The organism is Enterobacter sp. Crenshaw, assembly GCF_024734705.1.
Taxonomy (GTDB): Bacteria; Pseudomonadota; Gammaproteobacteria; order Enterobacterales; family Enterobacteriaceae; genus Enterobacter; species Enterobacter asburiae_B.
In genome coordinates, this window is the sequence record NZ_CP102932.1 from 2,617,949 (window position 1) to 2,641,222 (window position 23,274).

The window sequence follows — 23,274 nt, forward strand, 5'->3', positions numbered from 1 at the left end:
TACGATATCAATTAACATTCGGTATTGCCTCTATGACTTCTATATCGAGTTCTAAATACTGATAAATTGCTCGAGCTTTTGCACAAAACCGTTGATCTTGACTCATAACTGCATCGCAATAGGTAGCCATTGCCGTATGATTGGCATCGCTCAATATCCCCGGTAATTTTTTAATACTGTTAAGACCCTTATCAGGATGAAACCCTAAGAAATTAAGTACGGTATGACACCCTACAACCCCTAAATATCGAGGCCATTTTTCATAGCCTTGTTTATCGATAGGTTCAAAGCCATAAAACTGTTCAATTGTCATTCCGGGATATTTATTTCGCACAACCCCCCATATTAACTTTAAAGGATTATCATCAACTGATAGGTTACCAACCCTGCCCCTACCAATACCAATGCTGGTTCTTGAGTGATCTAAATGCTGTATTTCAAGCAATTGCCCTGTAGTGAGCACCTCAATATCTTTAACCACTTGATCTATACGAGATTCGATATCACTCGTCATTAGGTCATGTGGTGATAACAGAGAATAAAGGAATTCCCTTAATCTCACAGGATGCAATAGCATTTCATCCTGATTATTAGCCCCCGCTAATCGAGCTAAGAACTGCATTTGTAACTGGACAACATCGTCGATGGGCACTTCATTGATATGATCAAGCCATTGGCTGTAAAGCTCATGAGGATCACGAAATTCATAGAGGAATGCTCTCTCGGTAAGCATAAAATTCTTATCAAATTCGAGCTCTAACATTCTTGCCTTAAGATTTGCCAACACATCTAAAAATCGCATGTTTTTCGAACGTTTGATTTCATTAAAATTTTCATTCGAATAAACCCAAACCGTATCGTTTGGAACCTGCAATGTCATACGATTCTTGCTGAGAGCATCCAGTATATTGTGATCAAGGTAAATTCTCATAACACCCCTGCAGTTCGCCAAAGACAGTTTCGAAAAGTGATTTAGTTTATCAATTCAGGGGCAATTTGTATGGCTATCTGACATTACGCTGCGTCACACATCTAAGGATGTGAAACCCGGCCACTCTTCAGCAGCCACATATCTAATTTTTTTGTCGCCATAAAACACCGTCCCCTCGCGCGCCAGCACATCCAGCTCCCAACGTTCCGGGGTAATACCCTCCTGAGCCAAATCTAAACGAATTTTTGGTATGCGCTCGCGTTCTGCTTTGGTCATCCGGACTGATGGCGCTTGTTCTGCAGCTTTAAGGGGCGTTGCGTTTCTTTGCTGACGATTTTTGCGAGATGCACCAGCTTTTAACGCGGCGTTAAGTACCTTCATAGCGTCCGACTCATTCCAGCTGATAACCCCGCATTCAATCAGATTTAACACCGCTGCGGCTTGCTCAGACGGTGAGGGTGTCATAACTGGATCACCACCGTCGGTGAGCTTTCCACAGTTATTGACAGGACTCCGAGGCGCGGCAGAGCCGCTTTTTAAGGTCAAAGGCTCAACGGCCAAAACCTTTGGAACGATTCGCCATTCGGCTGTACGGGTTACATGGACCCGGTGCGCCCCGAGATGAGGGGCATAAATACCGACCACCCTCTCGATATCTTCCTCGTACTCATTAACCTCATCCGTCACCTTACGGGCAACCCTTACGGCCTGAGCATCACGCGGCATGTTTGCCCCACCCTGCGCGATGATGTACCGCTCAAAATCACCCTCATCTGCAGCAGCTCGCGCGGCCTCTACCCTGTCGTCAAACTCGCTGGCGATACTTACCCCACGCGGCAGCTTGCGCAGTTCGCGGTAAGCGCCCATCGTCGGGAGGCCAATCGGTTTAAACTGCGGGATGCGCCATGTAGACGCCCATGCGGTGACGGCTGCGGCCGTATCTTTCAGAGGCTTGCCGGTATCGTGATCGAGCTGGCCGTCAAGTGCGTAACCGTCGATGTTTTTTGCAATGTATTTAGCGATATAACCCGCCGCTCCGCCCTGATTAAGATGGCGTGACTCAAAGCGCTGTTTTGCCGCGCCCTTTTCGTGTCCGTCCTCTTTGAGGGCATAACGACGCATAATTTCGTTAATGGCTTTACGCTGACCGGGTTTGCAAAACAGCATCATGTGCCAGTGTGGCGTGCCGTCGTGGTGCGGTTCAACAACACGCATCCCGTAAACCTCTAAATCGTTATCTTTAAAAGCGGTGCGCATCAGGCTCCAGATTCGGCAGAGATAGCGCTGGCCGTCTTTGGGCGTGAACGCGGTATCGTTCCAGCCATGATTGAGCTGCACCGTTTTGCTTTCACCTCTGCCAACCTGACGGGTCGGGTGATACTTCGATGGCGTGGTCAGCGTGATAAACATCCCCACGTCACCAACGCTGGTCGCGTAGCGCTCAATCCCGGCGATGGTGTTCATCAGCTCCATGCGGCGTATTTCAGGGTTAGAAATACTCCCCATGACCTTACTGATGAGGTCGATACGTTCGCCGGTGACTTTGTTTTCCAGTTCACAGGATTTCAGGTATTCGAGATTAGCCAGGCGGCGCGAGTGAACATTGCGGATCGCCATTTTGCTTGCGTAAGGTGAACGGTCTTTGTTGACCTCACCGGCAGCGATGAGCAGCGCCTCGCGCCAGCGCATCCTCTGCGCCTTAAGCTGATTAATCCACCACTCGTCTTTTATCAGTCGTGAAATAGCGGAAAATGCCATGCGGATCGTCATCTGACCCTTACGGTATTTTTTCCAGTACATCGGGGTGATGTTAAATGCGCGAGCAATACCGGCCACTTGCCCGTATAGGTGCGACTGAGCTTTATCGGTGAAAAGTGTTTCTTTCCCGCCGTGAGCCTCCGCCCATGCGTCGCTTAACTCCTCATATTTGCTCCAGAGCTGAGAGGCAATTCTGACCGCAAATTTCCTGAGCTCTTTGTCATTCATATCTGGTAAGCGCGCATACTGGTCGCGCTCGGACAGAAACCCAATCGAGGCGATTTCATTCATCCCACACAGCTCATTAACACGCTCAAGACGTGGCAGCAGCTTGCGCTCAAACGTGTTTTTAAGGAAATACAGCCCACCTAAAGGGCTCTTTTTACGGCGGATGAAGTTATAACGCGATGTAAACAGCGTTTGCAGGAAAAACGGCAGACGGTCAATCCGGTTTAAAACACCTTGCACCTGACGGAGTTCGGCACGTGTAAGGGGTCTGTCGCGGCCAATGGCCTCTTTGGTGACGTTATTCCAGGGATAAGCACCAACGAATGAATCACTGGCGCCCTTCAAAAATGGTGGTGGTGGCGAGGGGGCAATACGCCCCCGAGATTCGATGGACATACTATTTAAAGGCGTCCAGACATTGCTTCCCCATGCGTTCAATCCGAGCTTCCAGAGCTGTGAAGCTAGTAAGATCGCTGGTCAAAAGATCATGCAATACCAGGCCTGAGATAAGCTTAGGGATAGTTGGGTAGTAACCCACAACGTCCAGCCATTCCTTACCTTCATTCTTCCCGGATGTAGCGGTCTTTTTTTCCTGCAAAATGAATTGATAGCGGTCACTGGTGATGACGTATTGGTTATTAATCTCGATGTGTATACTCATTTTTTGCTTCCTGTTAACAGTGGTTAGCCAGCTCTACCGAAAATTGCGTTGTGTAACTTTTCCGACTCCTGACCTAATAACTCGATAATCTCGGTGCGATTAAGTTCTGACTTACTGATGTGCGCGATAAGCCCGTCAAACTGAGAAGAGAAACGGGTCGCCGCGTCGCGCTGTGCCTCGCTTACTGCCTGCGCCAGAAGTGCCGAATACATCTCCCGCTGCGCTGTATTTTGCTTTTGCATTTGCCTATCTCCGGACAAAAGGAGTCCCCACGCTGTAAGGCGCGTAATAAATCGAATCCAGATTAATTAATGTAAATACTGCTCAGGTTTTACCGAGGTTAAAATGGTTGGTGCGTACTCAAAAAGGCTAAACAGCTCTCGCAGCGCGCGGAAAAGTTTGTCGCGCCAATAACAGCCCTCTTCATTCAAACGCCAGTGCGGCATCATAAATTCCTGCTCTGTCAGTCCAGCATGAAGAAACAATGAACGCCTTTGGCTGACGGTCAGGCGGCTGATGAAAGTTGCTTTTGACGTGCCAAGTTGACGATACCGGGTGAATGCATTTCTCAATTCATCAAGCGCACAAACAAGACGCTCACGATCGGCTTCGGTCATTTCCTCTAAGCGCATGACAGAGTGACGCTGTTTTAATTGAGCGTGGAAACAAACCGTAAGACGCTCCCGTTCCATCATCTGATTGTAAAAATCGCAAGTGTCCTGCCAGCGAGGCTGAGCCAGATACTTGCAGACCAGACCGCGAAGCGCTGTTGGTTGTTTCTGGATCACGTCCAGTGTCATTACCGTCATAACCACAGTCCTCTCTTTTTGACCAGGCGACGAAGCTTCTCGATAACACCCGGCTTTCGGGTTCGGATGATGATGCCCTTACGTCCACGACCGTGAGTGATAGTGAAGTTGGTAGGTTTAGGACTTTCTCTTCGAAGCAACTGTGCAATACAGCGAGGTTCACTATTCATACTCGCTCCCCTAATCCGAGCCACATCAGCCAACCATCACGAATTTCCTTCGGGCGGCTGTCATATGCCATCTTCATACCCTTGTTCCAGGCAGGCAGATAAACCCAATATTCCCCTGCGCGCCCACTCGTTGACTGCGGATCTGTCATCTCGACTACAGGCAGCTTGCCCTTTTCAATCATGCCTTTAACGGCTGCAGGTGTTTTACCAATAAGGCGCGCGAATTCCTGGTATGGAACCGCATCTGTTCTACTTACAAGCTGGTTGTTCATCTGCTACGATTCTCCTTTAGTGTGATTAATTGCTCTTAATGGGCTTTAATTGCTCTCACTAGATAACCCAATAAGAGTAAAACATCCCAATAGGGGCAATATTCTTCCATAGGAGTAACTATGTCAACCCCGGTATTTGAGAAGATAAAGCTGATTAGAGAATCAGAGAGATTAAACAAGAGGCAATTCAGTGAGTTAACAGGCATAGCCTATAGCTCTCTTGCTGGTTATGAGTCCGGAGACAAAAAGCCCGGAGTTGAGCAAATCATGAAAATCCTGCAACACCCACGGTTCACAAAGTACACGTTGTGGTTCATGGCCGATCAAATAACACCTGAAGCTGGGCAAATTGCACCGGCTCTCGCGCACTTTGGGCAGCAGACAACAACGTCACCCCACTCAGACCAGAAAACTGGCTAACCATCTACGGGGCTTATTTGTGCAGAAAATGCACAGTGAATTTTTGTTATCTAAATCAGGAAATTGAAGTACGCAGTAACATCATCGGGAGGCTTTATGTCTGTTAAAAAGCTCGATGATGGTCGATATGAAGTGGACATTAGACCGGCTGGGCGTAACGGAAAACGCATCCGTCGGAAGTTCGACAAGAAAAGCGAGGCGATGGCTTTTGAAAAGCATACTCAATATAACCATCACTCAAAGGAATGGCTTTCAAAACCCACGGACAAACGCCAACTGTCAGAACTGAAAGAGTTATGGTGGAAGCTGAAAGGTAAACACGAGGAACACGGTCAATCGTATCTCAGGAAAATTGAGCGTTTCGAAACGATGACCGGTAACCCATGCGCTTTCCAGATCACCAAGAGCCTGATAACGCAATATTGTGCTCAACGCCGGGCTGAAGGTATTAAGCCAACTACCATCAACCGCGACCTGATTACATTAGGTGGAATGTTTACTACCCTGATTGAGTCAGAAATGTATAACGGCGAGCATCCGTTTAGGGGGTTCAAAAAACTGAAAGAGCAGACTGCCGAAACGGGCTATCTCACTCTTGAGGAAATTGACGCCTTACTGGCAGCGCTATCAGGAGATAATCGTAAAATTGCCGTCTTGTGTCTGAGTACCGGGGCAAGATGGGGTGAGGCTGCAAGGCTGAAAGCGGAGAACGTGATTCATAACCGGGTGTCTTTCGTTAAGACGAAAACCAACACACCGCGCACGGTCCCGATCTCTGATGACGTTGCGGCTTACGTAGTCGGCAAAGCACGAGGCTTTCTGTTTCCTGATGCCAGTTATGCTGAATTCAGGCGAATCCTCAAAGAAGTTAAGCCCGACTTACCGGCGGGGCAAGCAACACATGCACTACGACACTCTTTCGCCACGCACTTTATGATTAACGGGGGCAATATCATCACACTGCAGAGGATCTTAGGTCATACGAAAATTGCGCAGACAATGGTCTATGCGCACTTCGCTCCTCAGTACCTGCAGGACGCCATTTTGCTTAACCCGCTGAAGGGTTCTAATGGTGATAAGAGTGTCCACAATGTGTCCACACCCTAGCCGCTTTTTATGGCTTTTGGCTGCTAGTAGTAAAACGTGAAGCCTTGTCTGGCGCGGCTTTCCAGCTACGCCAGACATAAAAAAGGCTCCCTCAGGAGCCTTTCAAACCATCAATGCAGCGACGCCAGCCTCGCCGCAAACCCGACAAACAGCAGCCCTATCAGCCCGTTCCCCAGCTTTGCCAGTTTCTTCTTCGTTTTCAGATAACGCGTGACAAACGCGCCTGAGAAGATCAGGAAGCTCATATACATGAAGCTTATCAACTCCAGCGTCGTCGCGAGGATCAGGAAAGAAGTGCCGGTGCTCTGCGCATTCACGTCAATGAACTGAACGAAGAACGATACGTAGAACAGAATCGCTTTGGGATTGGTCAGGCTTAATACCAGCGAACGTTTCATGATCATACTGGCCGGTTCGGGGCCGCTCTCATGCGCGTTTTTCTGACGGTTCACCACTGACCAGAGCATTTTGCCGCCCAGCCAGAGCAGATAGAAAGCCCCGAGATAGCGCACGATATTAAACAGTACCGGCGTAGTCTGGATTAATGCCGCGACGCCCGCCCAGGCCAGAAACATCAGCACCGCATCGCCGATAAACACGCCAGTGGCGGCAAGATACCCTTTTTTAACGCCGTGACCGATCCCGGTTTTGAGCACAAACAGGGTATTCGGCCCTGGCACCAGCACGATAAAAAACGCGCCGACAACATACGTCCAGAAATTCAGTACGCCAAACTCCGCAAACACTTCTCCCTCCTTTTGCTAAACACAACAGGAATATCGCTGCAAATACGCTATTCCTAAAAAATCAGACGCTATAAAATCAGCGGGCACCCGTTACGGTGCCCTCATGGTTTCAGATATCCTGGACTGCGAACAGCAACGCATTGCGGTGCCTGGTCAATCCACATTTTCTGATGGCGTGAATACGCATATTGCGGCGGGATTGTGCTTCCAGCCAACGAGCCTTGCGACGACTCACCTGTCGCAACATGCGCCAGCGCCCTACTTCTGTTCTACTGCGCTTCATGTCTACAACTCTTTAACTTACAGAGTCGCCATTATAAACCCAACCCGGCAGCAAACCAGCGCTTTTACCTGGCGTTTTTATTTGCCAGATGAATCCTGATGCGTACACTCATAACAATACGCTTTCAAAAGGATTTTTTTACCTATGACAACCTTCTACACCGTGGTGAGTTGGCTGGTCATTTTGGGATACTGGCTGTTAATCGCGGGTGTGACATTACGCATCCTGATGAAGCGCAGAGCCGTACCCTCTGCCATGGCCTGGCTTCTGATCATTTATATCCTCCCGCTGGTGGGAATTATTGCCTATCTCTCGTTCGGTGAGCTTCATCTGGGTAAACGCCGCGCCGAGCGGGCCCGCGCTATGTGGCCCTCCACCGCGAAGTGGCTGAACGACCTTAAAGCCTGCAAACATATTTTTGCCGAGGAGAACAGCAGCGTCGCCTCCTCACTGTTTAAGCTGTGTGAGCGCCGTCAGGGGATTGGCGGCGTTAAGGGCAATCAACTGCAGCTGCTGACCTCGTCCGACGACGTCATGCAGGCGTTAATCCGCGATATTCAGCTGGCTCGTCATAATATCGAGATGGTTTTTTATATCTGGCAGCCCGGCGGGATGGCTGACCAGGTCGCTGAGTCGCTGATGGCCGCCGCGCGGCGCGGCATTCATTGCCGCCTGATGCTTGACTCCGCGGGTAGCGTGGCATTTTTCCGTAGCCCGTGGGCGGGCATGATGCGTAATGCCGGGATCGAAGTGGTTGAAGCGCTGAAGGTAAATCTCCTGCGCGTGTTTCTGCGCAGGATGGATCTCCGTCAGCATCGCAAAATGATCATGATCGATAACTATATTGCCTACACCGGCAGCATGAATATGGTTGACCCGCGCTTCTTCAAACAGGACTCGGGCGTAGGTCAATGGGTTGATTTGATGGCGCGAATGGAGGGGCCGATTGCCACCTCGATGGGCATCGTTTATTCCTGCGACTGGGAAATAGAAACCGGCAAGCGTATCCTGCCGCCACCGCCGGACGGCAATATTATGCCGTTTGAAGAGGCCAGCGGTCACACCATTCATACCATTGCTTCCGGGCCGGGCTTCCCGGAGGACTTAATCCATCAGGCGCTGCTGACGGCAACCTACTCGGCGCGTGAATATCTGATCATGACGACGCCCTACTTTGTCCCCAGCGACGACCTCCTGCACGCGATCTGTACCGCCGCGCAGCGCGGTGTCGATGTGAGCATCATTTTGCCACGCAAAAATGACTCCCTACTGGTGGGCTGGGCCAGCCGGGCATTCTTTAGCGAACTGCTGGCCGCAGGGGTAAAAATTTACCAGTTTGAAGGCGGATTGCTCCACACCAAGAGCGTTCTTGTCGACGGTGAGCTGAGCCTGGTGGGAACGGTCAACCTGGATATGCGCAGCCTGTGGCTTAACTTTGAAATCACGCTGGTCATTGATGATGCCGGCTTTGGCGGCGACCTCGCAGCGGTGCAGGATGATTATATCTCCCGCTCGCGGCTGCTGGATGCCAGACTGTGGGTAAAACGTCCGATGTGGCAGAGAATTGCCGAACGACTGTTTTACTTCTTTAGTCCGTTGCTGTAAAACGTGCCCAACGATGTTAAACAGGTAGTCATCATGGAAATGGATCTGAACAATCGCCTGACCGAAGACGAAACGCTCGAGCAGGCCTATGACATTTTTCTCGAACTGGCGGTTGATAATCTCGATCCCGCAGACGTGATCCTCTTCAATCTGCAGTTCGAAGAGCGTGGCGGCGCTGAATTGTTCGACCCTTCAGAAGACTGGGCTGAGCATGTGGATTTCGACCTGAATCCAGACTTCTTTGCCGAAGTGGTGATTGGGCTGGCCGATGAAGACGGCGGCGAAATTAACGATATTTTCGCGCGCGTCCTGCTCTGTCGCGAGAAAGACCACAAGCTGTGCCATATCCTCTGGCGCGAATAATAAAAAAGGCTGCGATTGCAGCCTTTTTTATTTACTCCGGCAATTCACTGCCGCAGCGGTAACAAAACCGCGCGCTGTGTTCATGTTCACCCTGCTGGCAATGAGGACACTTGCGCTGCTGCTTGCGGTTCTGGAAGGCGCTGCTCATATGTGTGGTAATAAGTCCCGTCGGGATCGCAATCACCGAATAGCCAATCAAAATCAGCACGGACGCCACAATGCGACCCAGTGGCGTATGGGGCGTGATATCACCGTAGCCCACGGTCGTGACGGTCACAATGGCCCAGTAAACCGACGCATTGAGCGTCGTAAAACCATATTTAGGCCCTTCTATTAAATACATCAGCGCGCCAAAAACAATCATGACGATGGCAATAAACGAGTAGAACAAAATAAGCTGATGCCGGGCGCTGACGATCGCACTCCAGAACACGCGTAATGACGGCATAAAACGCAGCAATTTCAGAATACGTAATACCCGAATCACGCGCATCGCGCGCCAGGCAAAGACATAACTTAGGCTGATCTCCGGCCACAGCCACATGACATAGAGCGGCAGGATGGTGGCTAAATCAATAAATCCCCAGAAGCTGAAAACATATCTGGCCGGATTGGGCCAGGCTATTACCCGGAGGAGATATTCAGCGGTAAAAACCAGGGTAATCGCCAGCTCAAGCCAGACAAAAATATGCCATTCGTCAAACGTCAGGTGATATTGCGTCCCGGCACCCGATTCAATAAAGATGACTACCACGCTGAGGAGCGCAAATAAACCGCACAGACCTTCAAAGCGTCGCCCGGAAACCGTTTCAGGATCGAATAAAAAATGATATAGCCGCCGACGGGCTGACGTGAATAAACGCGACACAGTTACCTCGCAAAAAATAAGGGCTGACATGATGTCAGCCCTTGCGATTATAACGGGTCTACTTTCAGGCAGGAAACCGCATGTCGGAAACTGCCTTCCAGAACCGGTCGCGTTTTAGCACATTCCGGCCCGGCCATCGGGCAGCGCGTGCGGAAGACGCAGCCTGACGGTGGGTTAATCGGTGAGGGTAATTCCCCTTCCAGAAGCTGGATCGTTTTATTCTTTTCCAGATCGGGATCGGGGATCGGCACCGCGGACATTAGCGCTCTGGTGTAAGGGTGCAATGGATTGTGGTACACCTCGTCATAGGTGCCCAGCTCCACGGCATGCCCCAGATACATCACCAGCACGCGGTCAGAAATGTGTTTCACCACGGCCAGGTCATGCGCGATGAAGATCAGCGACAGCCCCATTTCGCGCTGCAGCTTCTGCAGCAGGTTAACCACCTGCGCCTGAATGGAGACATCCAGCGCGGAAACCGGCTCATCGCAGATAATCAGCTTCGGTTCGAGGATCAGCGCACGGGCAATACCAATACGCTGGCACTGACCGCCGGAGAACTCATGCGGATAGCGGTTGATGAGGTTTGGCAACAGGCCGACTTTCATCATCATCGCCTTCACGCGGTCGCGCACTTCCTGACGAGACATCTTCGGATGATAGGTACGCAGCGGCTCGGCAATAATCTCACCGATAGTCATGCGCGGGTTTAATGATGCCAGCGGATCCTGGAAAATCATCTGGATATCGCTGCGCACCTCGCGCCACTCGTCGGGTTTCATGCCCAGCAGATCTTTACCCAGCCAGGCCACTTTTCCGTCGGTGGCTTTGACCAGACCGATGATGGCTCGCGCAAAGGTCGATTTACCGCAGCCGGACTCTCCCACAACGCCCAGGGTTTCCCCTTCGTACAGGCGCAGCGTGACGCCGTCCACCGCTTTCAGGGTCTTCGGCGGCTGCCAGAACCACTGTTTGCCGTCTTTGATGTCGAAATGCACTTTAAGATCGGCGATTTCGAGCAGCACGTTGCGTTTTTCATCTAATGCGTTCATACCAGCTCCTCCTGCGGCTTAAAGCAGGCGCGCAGACGGCCTGGTGCAAACTCTTCCAGCGGCGGAGCGCTGTTGCAGATTTCCATCGCGTGCGGGCAGCGCGGCTGGAACGGACAGCCTTTCGGCAGTCGCAGCAGGTTAGGCGGATTGCCCGGAATGGTGAGCAGAGATTCCCCTTCCGCATCAAGACGCGGCACCGCGTTCAACAGACCAATCGAGTACGGATGGGCTGGCTGATAGAAGACATCGCGCGCTTTGCCGTATTCCATGGTACGACCGGCGTACATCACCAGGACTTTGTCACAGATGCCCGCCACTACGCCCAGGTCGTGAGTGATCATGATAATCGCCGTGTTGAACTCACGCTTCAGCTCGTTCAACAGGGTCATGATCTGCGCCTGAACGGTAACGTCCAGCGCGGTGGTAGGTTCATCGGCAATCAGCAGCTTTGGCCGGCACAGCAGCGCCATCGCAATCATCACGCGCTGACGCATACCGCCAGAAAACTCGTGCGGGAACATGCGCATACGCTTGCGCGCTTCCGGCATTTTCACCGCATCCAGCATTTTGACCGACTCTTCAAAGGCCTCCGCTTTGCCCAGGCCTTTGTGCAGCATCAGGACTTCCATCAGCTGCTCGCCTACGCGCATATACGGATTCAGCGAGGTCATGGGATCCTGGAAAATCATCGAGATCTGCTCAGCGCGCAGCTTGTTCAGCTCGTGTTCCGGCAGGTTGAGGATTTCGCGACCGTTGAATTTAGCGGAGCCGCCAATCACGCCGTTAGCAGCCAGCAGGCCCATCAGCGCAAAAGCGGTCTGCGATTTTCCGGAACCGGATTCCCCCACGATCCCCAGCGTTTCACCCGCGCGCAGGTTGAAGTTGAGATCGTTGACGGCGGTAACATCCCCGTCCGGCGTTTTAAAGGTCACGCGGAGATCTTTCACATCCAGCAGAAGGTTATTCTGCTGTTGCGCCTGTGGCGCAGTGGCCGTTTCAATAATTGTCATGACGGCGCTCCTTAACGGTCTTTCGGGTCGAGGGCATCACGCAGGCCATCGCCGATAAAGTTAAAACAAAACAGGGTAACGACCAGGAAACCCGCCGGATAAAGCAGCAGCCACGGTGAAACTTCCATCGAGTTTGCGCCATCGCTCAGCAGCGCGCCCCAGCTGCTCAGTGGCTCTTGTGTACCCAGACCCAGGAAGCTCAGGAAAGATTCAAACAGGATCATGCTTGGTACCAGTAGTGAGGCATAAACCACCACCACGCCCAGCACGTTAGGAACGATATGGCGAACCACGATATTCCCGGTAGATACGCCGCCTACCTGCGCGGCTTCGATAAACTCTTTGCGTTTGAGGCTCAGCGTCTGGCCGCGAACAATACGCGCCATATCCAGCCAGGAAACCATCCCGATAGCCACGAAGATCAGCAGGATATTTTGGCCGAAGAAGGTCACCAGCAGGATGACGAAGAACATGAACGGGAAGGAGTTCAGGATTTCCAGCAGACGCATCATTACCGAGTCTATTTTGCCGCCGAGGTAGCCGGAAAGTGAACCGTAGAGCGTACCCACGATCACCGCCACCAGCGCGGCAGCAATACCGACCATCAGCGAGATACGGCCACCGATAGCGACACGCACCAGCAGATCGCGTCCCGAGGAGTCCGTGCCAAAATAGTGGCCTGATTCCATATCCGGCGCGCTGGACATCATGCCCCAGTCGGTGTCGAAATAGGTAAATTGCGACAGCATCGGCGCCAGGGTCACAAACAGCGCGATGATCACCAGAACAACCAGACTGGCAACCGCTGCACGGTTGTGCATAAAGCGACGGCGCGCGTCCTGCCAGAGGCTACGACCTTCTACTTCCAGTTTTTCACTGAAGTTTTCCAGCGCCTCGCTGTTTTTCTTACTCAACATCATGGCGTGCTCCAGCGTTAGTAACGAATTTTCGGATCGATGACGGCATACAGCACATCGACGATAGCGTTAAAGAGAATGGTCAGCGCACCGACGAGAATGGTCAGGCTCAGCACCAGCGAATAGTCGCGGTTGAGCGCGCCGTTAACGAACAGCTGACCAATGCCAGGCAGGCCGTAAATTGTTTCGATAACCATAGAGCCGGTGATGATCCCGACGAATGCCGGTCCCATGTAGGAGAGCACGGGCAACAGCGCCGGTTTGAGCGCGTGGCGGAAGATAATCCGACGCATCGGCAGCCCTTTAGCGCGCGCGGTACGAATGAAGTTCGAGTGCAGCACTTCGATCATTGAACCACGGGTGATACGCGCGATGCTGGCGATGTACGCCAGAGATAATGCCACCATCGGCAAAATCATGAACTTCAATGCCCCGCCGTTCCAGCCGCCGCCAGGCAGCCACTTCAGCGTGATGGCAAATATCATCACCAGTAATGGCGCGACAACGAAGCTGGGTATCACTACCCCGGTCATTGCCACCCCCATTACGGCATAATCCCATTTGGTATTTTGTCTGAGCGCGGCGATAACGCCCGCGGTGACCCCGAAAACGATGGCCAGAATGAATGCCGCAGCACCCAACTTAGCCGAAACCGGGAAGCTGGACGCGACCAGGTCGTTAACGGAATAGTCTTTATATTTAAATGACGGTCCAAAATCGCCGTGGGCCAGCTGCTTCAGGTAATTGAAGTACTGGGTGGAGATAGGATCGTTCAAGTGGTATTTCGCTTCGATATTCGCCATGACTTCAGGCGGCAGCGTACGCTCACCGGTAAATGGACTTCCCGGCGCAAGGCGCATCATGAAGAAGGAAATCGTGATGAGAATAAATAGCGTTGGAATCGCTTCAAGACAGCGACGTAGGATAAATTTCAACATTGCCCGTACCTTCTGGCGTGTGCCTATATTATGTGACGTTGGTTAGACACCGTGGGGCGAGCACGCCCGCCCCACTCATTGCCATTAATGCTTGATAATATACAAGTTTTTAACGTAGATATTATCCATCGGGTCTTTACCGGTATACCCACCTACCCACGGTTTCACCAGACGGGCGTTAACGTAGTAGTAAACCGGAACGATCGCGGAATCTTTATCCAGCTGCTGCTCGGCCTGAGAGTACAGCTCTTTACGCTGTGCTTCGTCAGTGGTTTTCAGCGTGTCGCCAATCAGCTTGTCGAACGCCGGGCTCTTATAGTGAGCGGTGTTGTTCGAGCTGTCGCTCAGCATGGTGTTCAGGAAGGAGGTCGGTTCGTTATAGTCCGCACACCAGCCAGCACGAGCCACATCAAAGGTGCCCTGATGACGGCTGTCGAGGAAGGTTTTCCACTCCTGGTTCTCCAGCTTCACGTTCGCGCCCAGGTTCTTTTTCCAGATTGAGGCAACGGCGATAGCCAGTTTTTTGTGCAGATCGGAAGTGTTGTACAGCAGGCTGAAGGTCAGCGGCTTATCTGCGGTGTAGCCCGCTTCGGCCAGCAGTTTCTTCGCTTCTGCGTTACGCTGTTCCTGAGTCTGTTTGAACCACTCTGGCTCGGTCAGTTTTGCGCCATCGGTGTATGGAGGGGTATAGCTGTACGCCGGCAGATCGCCCTGGTTTTTCACTTTGTTCACGATGATATCGCGATCCAGTGCCAGCTTCAGCGCGGTACGAACACGTACGTCGGTAAACGGTGCTTTCTGGTTGTTGATTTCATAGTAATAGGTGCACAGGTACGGATCGACGTGAACTTCTTTAGGGATCTCTTTTTTCAGTTTCTGGAACAGTTCAATCGGCATGTTGTTATAGGTCATGTCGATTTCACCGCTGCGATAGCGGTTAACGTCAGTCACTTCGGACGAAATTGGCAGGTAGGTCACCTGGTCAATAACGGTTTTCGCGTTATCCCAATACTGCGGGTTACGGTCAAGCACCATACGTTCGTTGACCACCCAGTCTTTCAGCTTATAGGCACCGTTGGTCACGATATTGGCAGGCTGCGTCCATTTCTCACCAAATTTTTCCACGGCGGATTTTGGTACCGGGGAGACGGACGGGTGAACCAGCAGCTTATAGAAGTACGGAACAGGTTCGCTCAACGTCACTTCAAAGGTATTGGCATCGATCGCTTTTACGCCCAGGTCGGTAACAGGTTTTTTGCCCGCGATGATGTCATCAATATTGGCGATGTGGCCATATTGCAGGTAGCTCGCATACGGAGAGGCGGTGGTTGGATTCGCCAGACGCTGCCAGCTATAAACGAAATCTTCGGCCGTGACCGGTGTACCGTCGGACCATTTCGCATCTTTACGCAGATGGAAGGTCCAGACTTTGAAATCTTTGTTTTCCCATTTTTCTGCAACACCCGGCGCCGGGTGGCCGTCTACGTCTGTCACCAGCAGGCCTTCGAACAGGTCGCGGTTAACGTTAGACTCAGGAACACCTTCAATTTTGTGCGGGTCAAGAGACTGAACTTCCGCACCGTTGTTACGCACCAGCGTCTGTTTCTCCGCCAGTTGAACACCTGCAGGAACGTCCGCAGCCATTGCAGCGTTGCCCGCGATTAGCGCAGTTAAAATCCCCGCCGCTACCAGATTTTTTTTTGTGATGATGGACATTGTGTTGGTACTCCACTCATTATAATGACTGGCCTTCGCCAGCTGTGTAATCCCCTTTTGGGGCCTGTACAGCGCAGGAGTTTTTTTTGCTGCTGTCAGGTTCTTCTTTTACTGCTTGCTATCACCGACTTTTTTATTACTGACCGCTCGTATGGCCGTCTTGCGTCGATTCTTTACAGGCCTCCCCTGTTTGAGACCTGCACTGGATATCTGAGAAGAGAACTATATGAAAATAATTCTCATCTGCTTGTTTTATGCTGCAAAATATTAGGCCGGAAAGTATCAAATGGCGTAAACGCGCGCCAATACATTTTGCAAATTTGTTAAGCAATTCTCTTTTACGGTGAGTACCGCATCGTTGAGGGCAGCCCTGCCGGACATCGAATACCACTTAAAAATTATGATATTCAATAAGATAGAGAAAATTTTCTCTACACGCGCGTCGCTGCGCTATCATCGAGTGATTTTGTACAAAAATTTAACAACTGGTTATTATTTAGCACATTCATCTAGGGGAATGTTGAATTTACTAATATCATTTCGGTTATCTCTCAGCAAGCCCCAGAGTATCATGTGAGTAAAATAACAGATCGATCGAAGGTTTTCTGCGCAGGCGGGTTTGGCGGGAATTAATAACTCATTGAAATACAAGCAATGAACATTATTAGTAGAATTTATTATGATATGTGAGCATTTCAACTTTAGTTATAGGATTTACTGATAATGACGTAAAAAAACGGAGCCGTGGCTCCGTTCTTTCATACGAAATATCAGTGCAGCAAACCGGGGAAAATGCTTTTAATTCCTGTAACGATGAATTCTATCCCTAACGCCATCAACAGCAGCCCCATAATACGCGTTATGACGTTAATGCCCGTCTGCCCCAGCAGGCGCACCAGCCAGGGCGCCATGCGGAATACTCCCCAACAGCAGAGTGCGAAAAGCGCAATGGCAACGGAAAAGCCAATCAGGTGCATCAGGCTATGGTAACGCGTGCCCCAGACAATGGTTGAACTGATGGCGCCAGGGCCAGCCATGAGCGGTAAGGCCAGCGGCACCACGCCAATACTTTCGCGGATAGCTGTTTCTGACTTCTCCTGCTTGTTCTGTTTATCCTCGCCCAGCTTACCGCTGATCATGGACATCGCGATGGTCACGACCAGGATCCCACCCGCTATGCGGAACGAGTCAATCGAAATCCCGAAGAGCTGGAGAATGGCGTCACCCAGGAAAAGGGAGGTGAGCAATATGATAGCTACTGACAGGTTAGCGGTGAGGTTGGTCTTATTCCTGGCCACCGCCGTCTGATAACTCGTCATACTAATGAAGACAGGAATGATCCCCACCGGGTTGACCAGGGCAAACAAACCAATAAAAAATTTAAAATACGTTGGAAAATCAAAGAGCGTTTGGATCACGTTTTGCTCCGCTTATACACATGCCCGGGACTGACACTTTGTCATGAGAAATCGCGCTGAAGATACCCTTTTTATTAGCATACTTCACTCGAAATCTGCGGCAAAACGTTATCATTTCAGGATGTTAAATATATGTATAATCAATGGCAGCGCCGCTTCCATTACTTACGTAATTATTTAACACTTGAAAAATCTCAACGAAATAACCCTGCTGAAAGGTATCAGCTTGGGGGAAAATTGACGCAGATCATGATTTCCGTACTCAGAAGTGAGTAATCTTGGTTACGCCCCCAGGGAGATCGCCTGACAAAAAGGGATGATGCTAAGGTAAGGCTCTTTTAGTAAATTAGTGTGCTGACGCAGAAAGTAACTCTTTGTTTTACTTTGTGTTACGCAAGTCGTATCGGCTCTGTCTATACTGTGTGACGTATCGAGCGCTGGTTTACTAAAAGAGTTTAAACATTATCAGGAGAGCATTATGGCTGTTACTAATATCGCTGAACTGAACGCCCTCGTCGAGCGCGTTAAAAAAGCCCAGCGTGAATATGCCAATTTCACCCAAGAACAGGTTGATAAAATCTTCCGCGCGGCCGCACTGGCTGCTGCAGATGCTCGAATCCCTCTCGCTAAAATGGCCGTTGCCGAATCCGGCATGGGTATCGTGGAAGATAAAGTGATCAAAAACCACTTTGCTTCCGAGTATATCTACAACGCCTATAAAGATGAGAAAACCTGTGGCGTGCTGTCCGAAGACGACACCTTCGGTACCATCACCATCGCTGAACCTATCGGCATCATCTGCGGTATTGTTCCGACAACTAACCCAACGTCTACGGCTATCTTCAAATCACTGATTAGCCTGAAGACCCGTAACGCAATCATCTTCTCTCCACACCCACGTGCGAAAGACGCGACCAACAAAGCTGCGGATATCGTCCTGCAGGCGGCGATCGCTGCTGGCGCACCAAAAGATCTGATCGGCTGGATCGACCAACCTTCTGTTGAGCTCTCCAATGCGCTGATGCATCACCCGGACATTAACCTGATCCTGGCGACCGGTGGTCCTGGCATGGTTAAAGCCGCATACAGCTCCGGTAAACCAGCGATCGGTGTGGGCGCCGGTAACACCCCTGTTGTTATCGACGAAACTGCTGACATCAAACGTGCCGTTGCGTCTGTACTGATGTCTAAAACCTTCGATAACGGCGTGATCTGTGCATCTGAACAGTCTGTTGTTGTTGTCGATTCCGTGTACGACGCTGTTCGTGAACGTTTCGCCAGCCACGGCGGCTACCTGCTGCAGGGCAAAGAGCTGAAAGCAGTTCAGGACATTATTCTGAAAAATGGCGCGTTGAACGCTGCTATCGTGGGTCAGCCGGCTTACAAAATTGCTGAACTCGCAGGCTTTACCGTTCCGGCAACAACCAAAATCCTGATCGGTGAAGTGAAAGTTGTCGACGAAAGCGAGCCGTTCGCACATGAAAAACTGTCTCCAACGCTTGCCATGTACCGTGCGAAAGATTTCGAAGATGCGGTAGAGAAAGCCGAGAAACTGGTTGCCATGGGCGGTATCGGTCACACGTCTTGTCTGTACACCGACCAGGACAACCAGCCAGAACGCGTTGCTCACTTCGGTCAGATGATGAAAACTGCACGTATCCTGATTAACACCCCTGCTTCTCAGGGTGGTATCGGTGACCTGTACAACTTTAAACTCGCACCTTCCCTGACTCTGGGTTGTGGTTCCTGGGGTGGTAACTCCATCTCTGAAAACGTTGGTCCAAAACACCTGATCAACAAGAAAACCGTTGCTAAGCGAGCTGAAAACATGTTGTGGCACAAACTTCCGAAATCTATCTACTTCCGCCGTGGCTCTCTGCCAATCGCGCTGGATGAAGTGATTACTGATGGCCACAAACGTGCGCTCATCGTGACTGACCGTTTCCTGTTCAACAACGGCTACGCTGACCAGATCACCTCTGTACTGAAAGCGGCTGGCGTTGAAACTGAAGTGTTCTTTGAAGTTGAAGCTGACCCTACCCTGAGCGTGGTGCGTAAAGGTGCTGAGCTGGCTAACTCCTTCAAACCAGATGTGATTATCGCACTGGGTGGCGGTTCCCCAATGGACGCCGCGAAAATCATGTGGGTCATGTACGAGCATCCTGAAACCCACTTCGAAGAACTGGCGCTGCGCTTTATGGACATCCGTAAACGTATCTACAAGTTCCCGAAAATGGGCGTAAAAGCGAAAATGATCGCAGTAACCACCACTTCCGGTACCGGTTCAGAAGTGACACCATTCGCAGTAGTAACGGACGATGCAACAGGTCAGAAATACCCACTGGCTGACTATGCACTGACCCCAGACATGGCTATCGTTGATGCGAACCTGGTCATGGAGATGCCGAAATCACTCTGTGCGTTCGGTGGTCTGGATGCGGTAACTCACGCCCTGGAAGCTTACGTTTCTGTGCTGGCATCTGAGTTCTCTGACGGTCAGGCTCTGCAGGCGCTGAAACTGCTGAAGGAAAACCTGCCAGCGTCCTACAACGAAGGGTCTAAAAACCCAGTAGCACGTGAACGCGTTCACAGTGCAGCAACCATCGCCGGTATCGCGTTTGCGAACGCCTTCCTGGGTGTTTGCCACTCTATGGCGCACAAGCTGGGTTCTCAGTTCCACATTCCTCACGGTCTGGCGAACGCCCTGTTGATCAGCAACGTTATCCGTTATAACGCTAACGACAACCCAACCAAGCAGACTGCTTTCAGCCAGTACGACCGTCCGCAAGCGCGCCGTCGTTACGCTGAAATCGCAGACCACCTTGGTCTGAGCGCACCGGGTGACCGCACTGCTGCGAAGATTGAGAAACTGCTGGCATGGCTGGAAAGCCTGAAAGCTGAGCTGGGTATTCCAAAATCTATCCGTGAAGCAGGCGTTCAGGAAGCTGACTTCCTCGCTCACGTAGATAAGCTGTCTGAAGATGCATTCGATGACCAGTGTACCGGTGCCAACCCGCGCTACCCACTGATCTCCGAGCTGAAACAGATTCTGCTGGATACCTTCTACGGTCGTGAGTTCAAAGAAGGTGACGTTGCCGCTGTGAAAACAGAAGTTCCTGTCATCAAAGCTGACAAGAAAGCGAAGAAAAGCGCTTAATTGAAAGCAGAAGAAAAAACCCGCCTTTATGGCGGGTTTTTTTATGTCTGTATAACAAGGCTGGCGTTATTTCCTGTTGTCGTGTTGAATCGCCGTCAGCGAGCCTACAGACAACGCTTCTTTATAATGCTTACGACAGACTGAAACATAGCGTTCATTACCGCCTATAACCACCTGCTCGCCATCTGCATAAGGTTTCCCGGCCTGGTCAAGACGAAGCACCATGCTGGCTTTTCGACCGCAGAAGCAGATTGTTTTCAATTCGACAAGCTTATCCGACCAGGCAAGCAAATACTGGCTACCGGCAAAGAGCTCACCGCGGAAATCCGTACGCAGGCCGTAACACAGCACGGGAATATCGAGCTCATCGACCACCTCTGAAAGGGCATGAACCTGTTCACGCGTCAGAAACTGGCTCTCATCTACCAGAACACAGTGAATGGGCTGCAAAGCATGTTCTGTACGAATGTCCTCATATAGATCGGTTTTAGGGTTAAACAGTCTGGCAGGCGACGAGAGCCCTATTCTGGAGCTCACCTTCCCTGCGCCAAAGCGATCGTCAATTTCAGCCGTATAAACAACGGTACGCATCCCGCGCTCCTGGTAATTGTACGAGGATTGCAGCAACGCGGTGGATTTCCCAGCATTCATTGCCGAATAGTAGAAATAAAGTTGTGCCATTGGCCGTAAAACCCTAATCAATGTGTAATATTCCCGATGATTCATTGTACCATAATTTGTCTGGTCATCAGCGATGTAGCACACAGAGGAAGCGTTTCAGCGCGGAGTTCACAACCTTCTTTTCATGAAAATAACCCGCTAAAACATGAAGTAAACTCCTTCAGCCTGGCCAATATGTTATATGTTTAGCCAAACATAACACTGCATTTTATAGTGGAATCGCCGTTCATTAAAATTCACTATTTATTAACTATTTCAGTCTTAACATCACGGTGGGGAACTAATACAAAAGGCTGATATTTCTCCGCCGCAACTATAATTCCTGCGGTAAATGTCACAAAAAAAAGAGGCAATCGACCGGGTCCAGCCGGGTTAGCTGATAACAAACGAGACTGTTGGGTGATGAAATTTAAGTTAGCGTAATTAATAATAGCGGCATTATTTAGTATTTTTTGAATTCCTTACATTCCTGGCTATTGCACAACTGAATTTATGGCTCTATTATTAGGTCAACAAACCACCCCCCATTATAAGTTTGAGATTACTACAATGAGCGAAGCACTTAAAATTCTGAACAACATCCGTACTCTTCGTGCGCAGGCAAGAGAATGCACCCTCGAAACGCTTGAAGAAATGCTGGAAAAATTAGAAGTTGTAGTTAATGAACGTCGTGAAGAAGAAAGCGCAGCTGCCGCTGAAATCGAAGAACGTACTCGTAAACTGCAGCAATATCGTGAAATGCTGATTGCTGATGGTATCGATCCAAATGAATTGCTGAACAGCATGGCTGCAGCTAAAACCGGTACTAAAGCCAAGCGTGCTGCTCGTCCTGCTAAATATAGCTACGTTGATGAGAACGGCGAAACTAAAACCTGGACTGGCCAGGGCCGCACTCCTGCTGTTATCAAGAAAGCCATGGACGAACAAGGTAAACAGCTGGACGACTTCCTGATCAAGGATTAATCCAGCCGTATTCAGAAAAATCCCGCGTAATGCGGGATTTTTTTTAACCTAAATTTGTCGCAAACATCCCCTTACACTCTGTCATAAAGCATTATTTGGCAATTTTAATAACTGTACTTTGAGACAGGTTTTGGAAGTGTTTAGGGCATAAAAAAACCGGTGGGCAGCGCCTCACCGGTTTCGGACATATCTAACCGTGGCTTATTTCTTAATACCTACGCTCTCTTTGAGCCAGGTTTTAAATTCTTCACCAAGAGTATTGTGGCGAATACCATATTCAACGAACGCCTGCATATAACCAAGCTTATTACCACAGTCATGGCTCTTACCTTTCATATGGTAAGCCTCAACGGTCTCTTTCTCGATCAGCATATCAATGGCATCCGTCAGCTGAATCTCATCACCCGCTCCTGGAGGCGTTTTCGCCAGCAGAGGCCAGATTTCAGCGCTCAGAACATAGCGACCTACAACAGCCAGGTTTGAAGGCGCTACGTCGGCTTTAGGCTTCTCTACCACGCCAACCATTGGCACGCTTTCGCCCGGCTCAAGGTTAACGCCTTTGCAGTCAACCACGCCGTATGCCGTCACGTCTTCAACAGGCTCAACCATAATCTGGCTGCTACCGGTTTCGTCGAAACGTTTGATCATCTCTGCCAGGTTATCCTGAGAAAGATCGGATTCGTATTCGTCCAGAATTACGTCAGGCAGAATTACCGCTACAGGCTCATCACCTACAACAGGATGTGCACACATCACAGCGTGGCCCAAACCTTTAGCCAGGCCCTGACGAACCTGCATAATGGTAACGTGTGGCGGGCAAATAGACTGAACTTCTTCTAACAGCTGACGCTTAACACGTTTTTCCAGCATGGCTTCAAGTTCAAAGCTTGTATCGAAATGGTTTTCGATAGAGTTTTTTGATGAATGCGTAACCAGCACAATTTCAGTGATGCCGGCTGCGATACATTCATTAACGACATACTGGATTAATGGCTTATCAACCAGAGGCAGCATCTCTTTAGGAATTGCCTTAGTTGCTGGTAACATCCTGGTCCCCAATCCCGCTACCGGGATGACGGCCTTTCTGACTTTCGAATTTAGGGCAGCCATTCAAATTCTCCTGAGCTGTTCAAGTTTTGAACTTTTATGCAATAAATAACGCGTTGAGTATATCAGCCTCGCCCCGCAGTCCGGGTCTGAA

The 23,274-nt window shown here is 50.4% G+C and carries 23 protein-coding genes; 6 read left to right on the top strand and 17 right to left on the bottom strand.

Going from position 1 to position 23,274, the window contains the following annotated elements:
* Nucleotides 1-7: 7 nt before the first annotated feature.
* The 6 genes from NWV12_RS12595 to NWV12_RS12620 all read right to left on the bottom strand — a co-directional run bounded on the left by NWV12_RS12595 (nucleotide 8) and on the right by NWV12_RS12620 (nucleotide 4,829).
* Entirely contained in the window at nucleotides 8-931 is a 924-nt protein-coding gene (locus NWV12_RS12595; protein WP_088126647.1) for a hypothetical protein, read from the bottom strand.
* 93 nt (nucleotides 932-1,024) lie between these two features.
* Nucleotides 1,025-3,313, bottom strand: coding sequence for a replication endonuclease (locus NWV12_RS12600; protein WP_101744589.1), 2,289 nt, complete (start codon nucleotides 3,311-3,313; stop codon nucleotides 1,025-1,027).
* Nucleotide 3,314: 1 nt separating this feature from the next.
* Entirely contained in the window at nucleotides 3,315-3,578 is a 264-nt protein-coding gene (locus tag NWV12_RS12605) for a DUF5405 family protein (RefSeq protein ID WP_069302951.1), read from the bottom strand.
* 23 nt (nucleotides 3,579-3,601) lie between these two features.
* On the bottom strand, nucleotides 3,602-3,820 hold the full coding sequence (locus NWV12_RS12610) for a DUF2732 family protein (RefSeq protein WP_101744590.1): 219 nt from the start codon (nucleotides 3,818-3,820) through the stop codon (nucleotides 3,602-3,604).
* A gap of 66 nt (nucleotides 3,821-3,886) precedes the next feature.
* Complete coding sequence (locus tag NWV12_RS12615; protein ID WP_069302953.1) at nucleotides 3,887-4,387, bottom strand: replication protein B; 501 nt, start codon at nucleotides 4,385-4,387, stop codon at nucleotides 3,887-3,889.
* Between the two features lie 166 nt (nucleotides 4,388-4,553).
* The gene (locus NWV12_RS12620) at nucleotides 4,554-4,829 is read right to left on the bottom strand and encodes a regulatory phage cox family protein (protein WP_069302954.1); all 276 of its coding nucleotides are present in this window, start codon (nucleotides 4,827-4,829) and stop codon (nucleotides 4,554-4,556) included.
* Between the two features lie 120 nt (nucleotides 4,830-4,949).
* On the opposite strand from NWV12_RS12620, the gene NWV12_RS12625 reads away from it, so the two are divergent.
* Both NWV12_RS12625 and NWV12_RS12630 read left to right on the top strand, forming a co-directional pair.
* The gene (locus NWV12_RS12625) at nucleotides 4,950-5,249 is read left to right on the top strand and encodes a helix-turn-helix transcriptional regulator (protein ID WP_032667448.1); all 300 of its coding nucleotides are present in this window, start codon (nucleotides 4,950-4,952) and stop codon (nucleotides 5,247-5,249) included.
* 96 nt (nucleotides 5,250-5,345) lie between these two features.
* The gene (locus NWV12_RS12630) at nucleotides 5,346-6,356 is read left to right on the top strand and encodes a tyrosine-type recombinase/integrase (protein ID WP_101744591.1); all 1,011 of its coding nucleotides are present in this window, start codon (nucleotides 5,346-5,348) and stop codon (nucleotides 6,354-6,356) included.
* Nucleotides 6,357-6,466: 110 nt separating this feature from the next.
* Here NWV12_RS12630 and leuE read toward each other — a convergent pair whose 3' ends face one another.
* Together leuE and NWV12_RS12640 are read right to left on the bottom strand one after the other, a co-directional pair.
* Entirely contained in the window at nucleotides 6,467-7,102 is a 636-nt protein-coding gene (gene leuE / locus NWV12_RS12635) for a leucine efflux protein LeuE (RefSeq protein ID WP_023312092.1), read from the bottom strand.
* A gap of 109 nt (nucleotides 7,103-7,211) precedes the next feature.
* Nucleotides 7,212-7,385, bottom strand: a complete 174-nt coding sequence (locus NWV12_RS12640) for a YciY family protein (protein ID WP_086379783.1) — start codon at nucleotides 7,383-7,385, stop codon at nucleotides 7,212-7,214.
* Between the two features lie 144 nt (nucleotides 7,386-7,529).
* Here NWV12_RS12640 and cls point away from each other — a divergent pair, with 144 nt between their 5' ends.
* Together cls and NWV12_RS12650 are read left to right on the top strand one after the other, a co-directional pair.
* Nucleotides 7,530-8,990, top strand: coding sequence for a cardiolipin synthase (gene cls / locus NWV12_RS12645; protein ID WP_029741729.1), 1,461 nt, complete (start codon nucleotides 7,530-7,532; stop codon nucleotides 8,988-8,990).
* Nucleotides 8,991-9,023: 33 nt separating this feature from the next.
* The gene (locus NWV12_RS12650) at nucleotides 9,024-9,353 is read left to right on the top strand and encodes an HI1450 family dsDNA-mimic protein (protein WP_006810881.1); all 330 of its coding nucleotides are present in this window, start codon (nucleotides 9,024-9,026) and stop codon (nucleotides 9,351-9,353) included.
* A gap of 31 nt (nucleotides 9,354-9,384) precedes the next feature.
* Here the strand turns inward: NWV12_RS12650 and NWV12_RS12655 are convergent, their stop codons facing one another.
* The 7 genes from NWV12_RS12655 to NWV12_RS12685 all read right to left on the bottom strand — a co-directional run bounded on the left by NWV12_RS12655 (nucleotide 9,385) and on the right by NWV12_RS12685 (nucleotide 17,272).
* On the bottom strand, nucleotides 9,385-10,221 hold the full coding sequence (locus NWV12_RS12655) for an ion transporter (protein WP_048980119.1): 837 nt from the start codon (nucleotides 10,219-10,221) through the stop codon (nucleotides 9,385-9,387).
* A gap of 47 nt (nucleotides 10,222-10,268) precedes the next feature.
* A complete protein-coding gene (oppF, locus tag NWV12_RS12660) occupies nucleotides 10,269-11,273 on the bottom strand; it encodes a murein tripeptide/oligopeptide ABC transporter ATP-binding protein OppF (protein WP_023312094.1) in 1,005 nt (334 codons plus the stop codon).
* Entirely contained in the window at nucleotides 11,270-12,283 is a 1,014-nt protein-coding gene (locus tag NWV12_RS12665) for an ABC transporter ATP-binding protein (RefSeq protein WP_023312095.1), read from the bottom strand. Before NWV12_RS12665 ends, oppF begins: the two co-directional genes overlap by 4 nt.
* Before the next feature lie 11 nt (nucleotides 12,284-12,294).
* Nucleotides 12,295-13,203: an oligopeptide ABC transporter permease OppC gene (gene oppC / locus NWV12_RS12670; RefSeq protein ID WP_023312096.1), complete on the bottom strand. Its 909-nt coding sequence runs from the start codon at nucleotides 13,201-13,203 to the stop codon at nucleotides 12,295-12,297.
* 14 nt (nucleotides 13,204-13,217) lie between these two features.
* Entirely contained in the window at nucleotides 13,218-14,138 is a 921-nt protein-coding gene (gene oppB, locus NWV12_RS12675; protein ID WP_008502786.1) for an oligopeptide ABC transporter permease OppB, read from the bottom strand.
* An 84-nt stretch (nucleotides 14,139-14,222) separates the two neighbouring features.
* On the bottom strand, nucleotides 14,223-15,854 hold the full coding sequence (gene oppA / locus NWV12_RS12680) for an oligopeptide ABC transporter substrate-binding protein OppA (protein WP_038417461.1): 1,632 nt from the start codon (nucleotides 15,852-15,854) through the stop codon (nucleotides 14,223-14,225).
* 770 nt (nucleotides 15,855-16,624) lie between these two features.
* Entirely contained in the window at nucleotides 16,625-17,272 is a 648-nt protein-coding gene (locus NWV12_RS12685) for a YchE family NAAT transporter (protein WP_048980114.1), read from the bottom strand.
* Between the two features lie 478 nt (nucleotides 17,273-17,750).
* Here NWV12_RS12685 and adhE point away from each other — a divergent pair, with 478 nt between their 5' ends.
* Nucleotides 17,751-20,429 (top strand): bifunctional acetaldehyde-CoA/alcohol dehydrogenase, encoded by a 2,679-nt coding sequence (gene adhE / locus NWV12_RS12690; protein WP_023312099.1) that lies wholly within the window; start codon nucleotides 17,751-17,753, stop codon nucleotides 20,427-20,429.
* A gap of 66 nt (nucleotides 20,430-20,495) precedes the next feature.
* On the opposite strand, the gene tdk is transcribed toward adhE, so the two are convergent.
* Nucleotides 20,496-21,110: a thymidine kinase gene (tdk, locus tag NWV12_RS12695; RefSeq protein ID WP_033145758.1), complete on the bottom strand. Its 615-nt coding sequence runs from the start codon at nucleotides 21,108-21,110 to the stop codon at nucleotides 20,496-20,498.
* Nucleotides 21,111-21,659: 549 nt separating this feature from the next.
* Here tdk and hns point away from each other — a divergent pair.
* A complete protein-coding gene (hns, locus tag NWV12_RS12700; protein ID WP_008502781.1) occupies nucleotides 21,660-22,073 on the top strand; it encodes a histone-like nucleoid-structuring protein H-NS in 414 nt (137 codons plus the stop codon).
* A gap of 201 nt (nucleotides 22,074-22,274) precedes the next feature.
* Here hns and galU read toward each other — a convergent pair whose 3' ends face one another.
* Nucleotides 22,275-23,183 (bottom strand): UTP--glucose-1-phosphate uridylyltransferase GalU, encoded by a 909-nt coding sequence (gene galU, locus NWV12_RS12705; protein WP_008502780.1) that lies wholly within the window; start codon nucleotides 23,181-23,183, stop codon nucleotides 22,275-22,277.
* Nucleotides 23,184-23,274: the final 91 nt, after the last annotated feature.

Bases quoted from the DNA above. Each gene is read 5' to 3' on its own strand.
- tdk (WP_033145758.1), bottom strand. From the start codon at position 21,110: ATGGCACAACTTTATTTCTACTATTCGGCAATGAATGCTGGGAAATCC.
- NWV12_RS12600 (WP_101744589.1), bottom strand. From the start codon at position 3,313: ATGTCCATCGAATCTCGGGGGCGTATTGCCCCCTCGCCACCACCACCA.
- NWV12_RS12625 (WP_032667448.1), top strand. From the start codon at position 4,950: ATGTCAACCCCGGTATTTGAGAAGATAAAGCTGATTAGAGAATCAGAG.
- NWV12_RS12610 (WP_101744590.1), bottom strand. From the start codon at position 3,820: ATGCAAAAGCAAAATACAGCGCAGCGGGAGATGTATTCGGCACTTCTG.
- oppF (WP_023312094.1), bottom strand. From the start codon at position 11,273: ATGAACGCATTAGATGAAAAACGCAACGTGCTGCTCGAAATCGCCGAT.
- NWV12_RS12620 (WP_069302954.1), bottom strand. From the start codon at position 4,829: ATGAACAACCAGCTTGTAAGTAGAACAGATGCGGTTCCATACCAGGAA.
- cls (WP_029741729.1), top strand. From the start codon at position 7,530: ATGACAACCTTCTACACCGTGGTGAGTTGGCTGGTCATTTTGGGATAC.
- NWV12_RS12615 (WP_069302953.1), bottom strand. From the start codon at position 4,387: ATGACGGTAATGACACTGGACGTGATCCAGAAACAACCAACAGCGCTT.
- NWV12_RS12595 (WP_088126647.1), bottom strand. From the start codon at position 931: ATGAGAATTTACCTTGATCACAATATACTGGATGCTCTCAGCAAGAAT.
- NWV12_RS12605 (WP_069302951.1), bottom strand. From the start codon at position 3,578: ATGAGTATACACATCGAGATTAATAACCAATACGTCATCACCAGTGAC.
- oppC (WP_023312096.1), bottom strand. From the start codon at position 13,203: ATGATGTTGAGTAAGAAAAACAGCGAGGCGCTGGAAAACTTCAGTGAA.
- oppA (WP_038417461.1), bottom strand. From the start codon at position 15,854: ATGTCCATCATCACAAAAAAAAATCTGGTAGCGGCGGGGATTTTAACT.
- galU (WP_008502780.1), bottom strand. From the start codon at position 23,183: ATGGCTGCCCTAAATTCGAAAGTCAGAAAGGCCGTCATCCCGGTAGCG.
- NWV12_RS12650 (WP_006810881.1), top strand. From the start codon at position 9,024: ATGGAAATGGATCTGAACAATCGCCTGACCGAAGACGAAACGCTCGAG.
- adhE (WP_023312099.1), top strand. From the start codon at position 17,751: ATGGCTGTTACTAATATCGCTGAACTGAACGCCCTCGTCGAGCGCGTT.
- NWV12_RS12630 (WP_101744591.1), top strand. From the start codon at position 5,346: ATGTCTGTTAAAAAGCTCGATGATGGTCGATATGAAGTGGACATTAGA.
- NWV12_RS12640 (WP_086379783.1), bottom strand. From the start codon at position 7,385: ATGAAGCGCAGTAGAACAGAAGTAGGGCGCTGGCGCATGTTGCGACAG.
- oppB (WP_008502786.1), bottom strand. From the start codon at position 14,138: ATGTTGAAATTTATCCTACGTCGCTGTCTTGAAGCGATTCCAACGCTA.
- NWV12_RS12665 (WP_023312095.1), bottom strand. From the start codon at position 12,283: ATGACAATTATTGAAACGGCCACTGCGCCACAGGCGCAACAGCAGAAT.
- hns (WP_008502781.1), top strand. From the start codon at position 21,660: ATGAGCGAAGCACTTAAAATTCTGAACAACATCCGTACTCTTCGTGCG.